General features: G+C 66.7%; 7 protein-coding genes and 1 pseudogene. All 8 read left to right on the forward strand.

Annotated elements, in window-relative coordinates:
• Positions 1-538 (forward strand): peptidoglycan recognition family protein (locus NTX40_04580; protein ID MCX5648359.1); only part of this gene is annotated, 538 nt, incomplete at its 5' end.
• Positions 539-649: 111 nt separating this feature from the next.
• Positions 650-1,576 (forward strand): hypothetical protein, encoded by a 927-nt coding sequence (locus NTX40_04585; protein ID MCX5648360.1) that lies wholly within the window; start codon positions 650-652, stop codon positions 1,574-1,576.
• Between the two features lie 34 nt (positions 1,577-1,610).
• Positions 1,611-2,036 (forward strand): SoxR reducing system RseC family protein, encoded by a 426-nt coding sequence (locus tag NTX40_04590; protein MCX5648361.1) that lies wholly within the window; start codon positions 1,611-1,613, stop codon positions 2,034-2,036.
• 259 nt (positions 2,037-2,295) lie between these two features.
• Positions 2,296-2,919, forward strand: coding sequence for a hypothetical protein (locus NTX40_04595; protein MCX5648362.1), 624 nt, complete (start codon positions 2,296-2,298; stop codon positions 2,917-2,919).
• A 12-nt stretch (positions 2,920-2,931) separates the two neighbouring features.
• A complete protein-coding gene (locus NTX40_04600) occupies positions 2,932-3,714 on the forward strand; it encodes a DUF2764 family protein (GenBank protein MCX5648363.1) in 783 nt (260 codons plus the stop codon).
• On the forward strand, positions 3,711-5,435 hold the full coding sequence (locus tag NTX40_04605; protein MCX5648364.1) for a V-type ATP synthase subunit A: 1,725 nt from the start codon (positions 3,711-3,713) through the stop codon (positions 5,433-5,435). The genes NTX40_04600 and NTX40_04605 overlap by 4 nt, the downstream gene beginning before the upstream one ends.
• Before the next feature lie 117 nt (positions 5,436-5,552).
• Positions 5,553-5,888 carry a four helix bundle protein gene (locus NTX40_04610; protein ID MCX5648365.1) on the forward strand — a complete coding sequence of 112 codons (336 nt, stop codon included), beginning with the start codon at positions 5,553-5,555 and terminating at the stop codon, positions 5,886-5,888.
• A gap of 82 nt (positions 5,889-5,970) precedes the next feature.
• Positions 5,971-7,225, forward strand: a pseudogene (locus NTX40_04615) (V-type ATP synthase subunit B).
• Positions 7,226-7,525: the final 300 nt, after the last annotated feature.

The following is a 7,525-nucleotide window of genomic DNA, read 5'->3' on the forward strand; positions in this document are numbered from 1 at the left end:
CCTCGCGGCGATGGGGACGGTCGGGCTGGTCTGCTGGGCGGCCATGCCGACGCGGAGCGCCGACTCCGGCAAGAGCGACGGGGAAGCGAGCGAACGGTCGGCCGACGCGCTCCTGGAGTCGCTCATCCGTACGGACGACCTGGCGCCCGTGCGGAATTGGAAGTACCTCGTCATCCACCACTCGGCGACGCGATCCGCGACGCTGGAGGCGATCGACCGCTGGCACCGCGAGACGCTACACACCGACGACGCGGGTTATCACTTCGTCATCAACAACGGCCGCGCGACAGGAACCCGCGACGGCGAAATCCTCGCGACGCCGCGATGGGCCAATCAGCGCGCCGGGGCCCACTGCCTGGTGGCGGGGCACCCGGAGTTCAACGAGCAAGGGATCGGGATCTGCCTGGTCGGCCACTTCAACCGGGAGCAGCCGACCGCCGCGCAGATGGCCAGCCTCGAGGCGCTCGTCGCCGCGCTGTCGGCCCGGTATCACATCCCGCTGGAACGCGTCAATGCCCCGGTACGCTGTTCCCGATGAGAACGTTTCTGTGGGAGTTGAGGCAGACGATGCTGGCAGAGCGTCTGCGGCCGACGGCGGCGGAGAAACCGTAGGGTCAGAAGGCGCTGCTTGGAGACGAAGGAGAGTCGATTGGACGCGGTCCGCGACGAGTGGGACATCAACCCGGATGAAACACATCTGGGTGTCGGCGAAGTGACCGACCTGATGGACCGGGCGGCGATCCTGAGCCAGCGCGATCCGCTGCGGCGAGGCAACGTGGTCGAACTGCCGGCCGACGGCGACGTCGTCATCCTGGGAGACCTGCACGGCGACCGGACGAATCTGGATCGGGTGCTGCAGTGGGCCCGGCTCCACCGCCATCGCAACCGGTACATCGTGTTCCAGGAACTGATTCACGGGGGCCCGAAGGACGAGCAAGGCGGCGACCAGAGTTTCTGGCTGCTGGAGGAAGTGGCGTCGCTGAAGTGCCTCTTCCGGTCGCGGGTCCAGGTGGTCCTGTCGAACCACGACCTGGCGGAACTGCAGGGCGCCGACATCACGAAGGGCGGGGAAGCCACCGGCGAGACGTTCCGGCGTGGTATTCAGAATGTGTACAAGTCTCACTGGACGGATGTATACGACGCCTACCGGAGGTTCCTGGCGTCGCTCCCGCTGGCGGTGCGGACGCCCAACGGCCTGTTCATCACGCATTCGACGCCGGAACGCAAGGCACTGGAGGATTTCGATTACAGCATCTTCAACCGCCCGCTGACAGAGGAGGACTGTCGGCGGGGCAACGGGGTGTATGAACTGGTGTGGGGGCGCAACCACGACCAGCCATCGGCCGACGATTTCGCCCGCCACGTCGGGGCGCAACTGCTCGTCACCGGCCATCAAACCAGCCTGCCGGGCGTCAAGACCCCGACCTCGCGCCATCTGATCCTCACGTCGGACGGACGACTGGGAACCGTCCTCCTCGTGCCGCTCCACACGAGGGTCCCTCAAGGGGTGCTGGCGAGGCAGGTGACGCGCATCCGGTCGCTCCGGCTGCCGGGCGCACGACGGAAACGATCCTGATCGCTTGCCGCCCGCACAGGAGAACAAGTCACCGATGCGGGAACGCGGAACGGTTGTCCGTTTGTCGGAGGACCGCGCGGCGGTGCGCCTGGCGCGCCAGCCAGGGCCCGCCTGCCGACAGTGCCGCGCATGCCAGACCACCGGCGGCGAACTCCTCCTCTGGGTCGAGGCGCGCGACCTGGCCGTCGGCGACGAAGTGACCCTCGAAGTCCCCCTGCCGAACGTGTGGCGCAGCATCGCGCTGGTGTTCGGCCTGCCGCTGGCCGCCGTGGTGGCCGGCCTCATCATCGGGAGCCAGTGGGGCGGCTTGCAGCAGGTCGCGCGCCTGGGACCCGAGGGGACGGCTGTGGCGGCGAGCGCCGTGCTGGGGGCGCTGGCGTTTCTGGCGGCGCTCGTCGAGGAGCGGCGTTTTGCGCGGCGTCACCGGCCCGAGGTCGTCGAGGTGCAGCACGGTTCGTAGCCTGCCCCCTTCGGTACCCGCGGCAGGTCCTAAGAGGCTCTTTTGCTTGACACCGCGGCCGCCGGACGGTATTCAAGTCTTTCCGTCGTCTAAAGGCGACAGGAACCGGACAGACGTGCGATCCGCACAGCAGCGGGGGCGGCGTCCGCTGGCGCCTCCATTCAGCAGGCACGCGGCGGCCCTGGAGCGCAGGCCTAACGCAGCGCGGCACCAGAACGTGCACGGCCGCGCCTGGGATTCCGAAGGACGGAGCAACGTCATGGCCGAGACGATTGAGGCTTTTGTCGCCAAACTCCAGACCGAGGGCGTCGAGGCCGGCCGCCGAGAGGCGAAGAAACTGGTCACCGAGGCCCAGCGCAAGGCCCAGCAGATCCAGGAGGACGCCAAGGAACAGGCCGAGAAAACCCTCGCGGAGGCCAAAGCCAAAGCCGAGGCCGAAGCCGAGAAGGCTCAGGCGGAACTGCGCCTGGCGGCCCGAGACGCAGTCCTCGGGCTGCGAGACACGCTGAGCGGCCTGGTGGCAACGGTGCTGGCGCGCGCCACGCAGGAGGCGCTCTCCGACAGCCGCTTCCTCCGCCAACTCATTCACGACCTGGCGCTGGAGTACGCGAAGGCCGACCGCGAAGGACGCCGCGTCACCCAGATCGCCGTTCAGCCGGAGACGCGGAAGCAACTGGCCGACTGGATCCTTCATGAGGTGGCCCACAAGGACGGCGTCGGCGCGGTGGACCTGAAAGACACCCTCCGCGAGGCCGGCTTCGAATACAAGACCGACGGCGCCACCGTGGAGGTGACGACGGACTCCGTCGCGGCCGCGCTCCAGGACCTGGTCGGACCGGCGTTGCGCAAGATGCTGGAAGTGGCGGCGAAGAACAACACGTGAGAGGCTGGACCTTTGGTCGGTCGCGCCTACGAGATGATCGGGTCGTTGCCTTCGCTGCCGGACCTCGGCGGCGTGCCGCCCATCACCCCGGCCGAGTTGGCGGAACACGTGCAGCCCCGGCCGGCGGCGCGGGAGATTGTGGCGACGATCCTCGTGTCGGACGACCTGGAGCAGCGGGACGCCCTCCTGGCGGGCGAAATCACCGAGGCGAGTCCTTCGGTGCTCTCCGAGGCCCAGATCCGTAACGAGTCTCCGCTTCCGCCTCACCTGGCGCCGCCGCCCGATGCGCTTGCGCCGCAGGAGACGCCGGACGCCGTCTGGCTGGCCTATTGGCGCCACGCCGCGGAGGTCGCCCGGCGCCGAGGAAGCCGATTCCTGGCCCTCTGGGTGCGATACGAAGTCGGGCTGCGCAACGCCCTGGCGGCCGACAGGGCCCGCGCCCTGGACCTGGACGCGACGGAGCACGTGGTGGCCCTCGAGTTGGGCGAGGACGCGTCGGATTTCTCCTCTGCCGTCTCCGAGTGGTCGTCGGCGGTCAATGTGCTGGAAGGCCAGAAGGTCCTGGACCGGGCGCGGTGGGCCTGGCTCGACGAGCACGACCGCTGGTTCACGTTCGAGGACGACGAACTGGCGGCGTATGCGGCGCGGCTGCTTCTGGTCAACCGTTGGCACCGCATCACCTCCGAGCGGAACGTCCCCAACCCCAAGGGGGAAGGCGGGGCAGGCCCGCCGGGGCCGCCGACCGACCGACCGGACGCCGAACGGCCGGCCCAGCCTGAGAGGATGCGAACGTGACCGGACGCATCGTGGCCGTCTTCGGCAACATGGTCGTCGTCGAGGCCGAAGGGCGGGTCGTCCAGAATGCCGTGGGATACTGTCTGCGTCAGGACGGCGCGCGGCTGCTGAGCGAAGTGATCCGCGTCCGGGGGGGCATGGCCGACCTGCAGGTCTTCGAGGAGACGCGCGGTCTGCGCGTCGGCGACGCCGTCGAGTTCCGCGACGAGATGCTTTCGGTGACGCTCGGTCCGGGCCTCTTGGGCCAGATTTTCGACGGCCTCCAGAACCCGCTGCCGAAACTGGCCGAGAAGACGGGGTACTTCCTCCAGGCCGGAACGTATCTCGCGAGCCTGTCCCAGGATCGCCGATGGGAGTTCACGCCTTCCGCGAGCGAGGGCGCGACGGTTCAGGCGGGGGACCCGCTCGGCTGGGTCCCCGAAGGGATCTTCGAGCATCAGATCATGGCCCCGTTCGATCTCGAGGGCAAGTGGCGCGTGGCGAGCGTCGCCGCCAAGGGCGAGCACACCATCGAGGATGAGATCGCAGCCCTGGAGGGCGAAGGCGGCCGGCGCATCGCCGTCAAGATGCAGCAGCGCTGGCCCGTCAAGCGGCCCTTGAACGTCAGCCGCCGGCGCCTCCTGCCGACCGAACCGCTCGTCACGCGCGTCCGGATCATAGACACGATGTTCCCCGTCATGCGGGGCGGGACGTACTGCATCCCCGGGCCGTTCGGCGCGGGCAAGACGGTCCTTCAGCAGATCACCGCGCGGCACGCGGAGATTGACATCGTGGTGCTCGCGGCGTGCGGCGAGCGGGCGGGCGAAGTGGTCGAGACGCTGCGCACGTTCCCGGAACTGGAAGACCCCCGCACGGGGCGGTCGCTGATGGAGCGGACGATCATCATCTGCAACACGTCCGCGATGCCGGTCGCGGCGCGCGAGGCGTCCGTCTATACCGCCGTCACCCTGGCCGAATACTACCGCCAGATGGGTCTGAACGTCCTCGTGCTGGCAGACTCGACCTCGCGGTGGGCCCAGGCGATGCGCGAGGTGTCGGGGCGCCTCGAGGAAATCCCCGGCGAGGAGGCGTTCCCGGCCTACCTGGAGAGCCGCGTCGCCGCCTTCTACGAGCGCGCGGGGGCCGTGGAACTCCGCGACGGGCGAAAGGGGTCCGTGACGATCGGCGGGACCGTGAGCCCGGCGGGAGGAAACTTCGAGGAGCCCGTCACCCAGGCCACGCTCAAGGTGGTGGGGGCGTTTCACGGCCTGTCAGGGGCGCGGTCCGACGCCCGCCGATACCCCGCCATTGATCCTCTGGATTCCTGGAGCAAGTACCTGGGGATCCTCTCACCTGAGAAGGTCGAGCACGTCCGGGTCCTCCTCTCCCGCGGCCACGAGGTCAAGCAGATGATGACCGTCGTTGGCGAGGAAGGGACGCCCATTGAAGACTTCGTCGTCATGCTCAAAGCCGAGTTCTTCGACAACTGCTACCTCCAGCAGAACGCCTACGACCCGGTGGACGGCGCCACGCCCGCCGAACGCCAGCGCCTGGTGTTCGACAAGATTCTGGAGGTCGTCCGTGCGGACTTCGGCTTAGCGGACAAGGAATCGGCCCGCCGCACCATGGTCGCGGCACAGGACCTGTTCCGGAACTGGAACTATGCGGAGTGGCAGGGGGAGGAGTTTAAGAAGATCCTGGGGCGGATTGAGGCGTTTATCGCGGCGCGGGGCGCGAAATGACTAATGACTAATGTCTAATGACTAATCAAAAGGCAATGTCCAATGACTAACACAGACGAGCAAGCGCAGGATGGGGGCGGGCAGCGACCTGACAGGAAGGGGAGGAAACCTTACGACTTGGAGGAAAGGACGGCCCGTTTCGGCGAGGCAGCCATTGCATTTGCCAAGAGAATGCCTCAAACGCCGGTAACGGCGAGGATTATCCCGCAACTGGTGGGCGCGGGAACAAGCGTTGGGGCCAATTACGCCGAGGCGGACGATGCGGAATCGAAAAAGGACTTTCGCCATAAGATCGGCATCTGCCGCAAGGAGGCAAGGGAAAGCAAGCACTGGCTGCGTATGGTTGCCGCAGCCGTGCCTGAAATGAAAGAGGACGCCAGGAAACTGTGGCGCGAGGCCAAGGAGTTGCACCTGATCTTCGTGGCCATCCGGCGAAACACCAAGGTCTCGTGATTGGGCATTCGGCATTGCTGTTTGATTAGTCATTAGACATTAGTCATTCGGGGTCGGCGGCATCAGTAAGAGGACAACGGGCATGAGAAAGTATTATGACCAAATCACCCGCATCGCCGGCAACGTCGTCACGGTCGCTGCGCGCGGCGTGGGGTACGATGAACTGGCCGTCGTAACGGGCGAGCGGGGGACGAGCCTGGCCACCGTCATCCGCCTGGAGGGCGATCAGGTGTCGCTCCAGGTCTTCGCGGGGACGCAGGGCATCTCGACGAACGACCGGGTGCGGTTCCTCGGCCGGCCGATGCAGGTGCCCTTCTCGCCGGACCTCGTGGGGCGGGTCTTCGACGGCGCCGGGCGTCCGCGCGACGGCCGGCCGGAAATCGAGGCTGACCGCATCCCCATCGGCGGCCCGCCGGTGAACCCGACGCGCCGCAACCTGCCGTCGAAAATGATTCAGACCGGCATCCCGATGATCGACGTCTTCAATTCGCTCGTGGAGTCCCAGAAGTTGCCGATCTTCTCCGTCCCTGGAGAGCCCTACAACGACCTCCTGGCCCGCGTCGGCCTCCAGGCGGACGCCGACATCATCATCCTGGGCGGCATGGGGTTGAGACACGACGACTACCTGCGGTTCCGGCGGACGTTCGAGGAGGGCGGCGTCCTGGGCCGCACCATCCTCTTCATCCACACGGCCGCCGACCCCGTCGTCGAGTGTCTTCTGGTGCCCGACCTTTGCCTGGCGGTGGGCGAGCAGTTCGCCCTCCAGGGCAAGCGGGTGCTCGCGCTGCTGACCGACATGACCGCCTTCAGCGACGCGCTGAAAGAAATCGCCATCACGATGGAGCAGATCCCTTCGAACCGGGGATATCCCGGCGACCTCTACACCCAACTGGCCCGCCGATACGAAAAGGCCGTGGACCTAGAGGGCGCCGGCTCGATGACCATCCTGGCGTGCGTCACGATGCCCGGCGACGACGTCACGCACCCCGTCCCCGACAACACGGGGTACATCACCGAGGGCCAGTTCTACCTGCGGCACGGGTGGATCGAGCCGTTCGGAAGCCTGTCGCGCCTGAAGCAGCAGGTCAACGGCAAGACGCGCGACGATCACCGCGACATCATGAACACCTGCATCCAACTCTACGCCCTCTGCCGCGAGAGCCGCGAAAAACGCGACATGGGCTTCGAAATGTCCGCCTGGGACGGGAAACTGCTGGCCTACGGTGACCGATTCCCTGGACCGATGCTGGGCCATCCTGGCCGAGTGCTTTGAACCGGAGGAGACGGGCCTTCGGCGGGCGCTGATCGAAAAGCACTGGCCAAAAAAAAGTGACTGAGTGACTGAGTAACGTAGTGACGTAGGCGGGTGAGGGTCGTGCGGGGGTTGGTTCGCCGGCGGACTTGTCCGCCGCGTGCTGTGGCTGTGACTCGGAACGAAGGTGAAACGAGAATATCCAACGCCCAACGCTCAATAACCAAGGGAACGGAGAACAGCAGGAGGCGGTGCACCTTCTCATGCAAGAAGCCGATGAACTCCTGGCCATAACAGTCGCTTCGGTCAACACGGCCCGTGGAAAGCCGAGGACCGGACGGCAGGTACGGCCCGCCGCACCACGCCGCAAATCCGCAATCCGCAA

Source organism: Planctomycetota bacterium, from assembly GCA_026387035.1.
Taxonomy (GTDB): domain Bacteria; phylum Planctomycetota; class Phycisphaerae; order FEN-1346; family FEN-1346; genus JAPLMM01.

Coding starts and splice junctions, on each gene's coding strand:
- NTX40_04590 (MCX5648361.1), top strand. CDS start 1,611: ATGCGGGAACGCGGAACGGTTGTCCGTTTGTCGGAGGACCGCGCGGCG.
- NTX40_04595 (MCX5648362.1), top strand. CDS start 2,296: ATGGCCGAGACGATTGAGGCTTTTGTCGCCAAACTCCAGACCGAGGGC.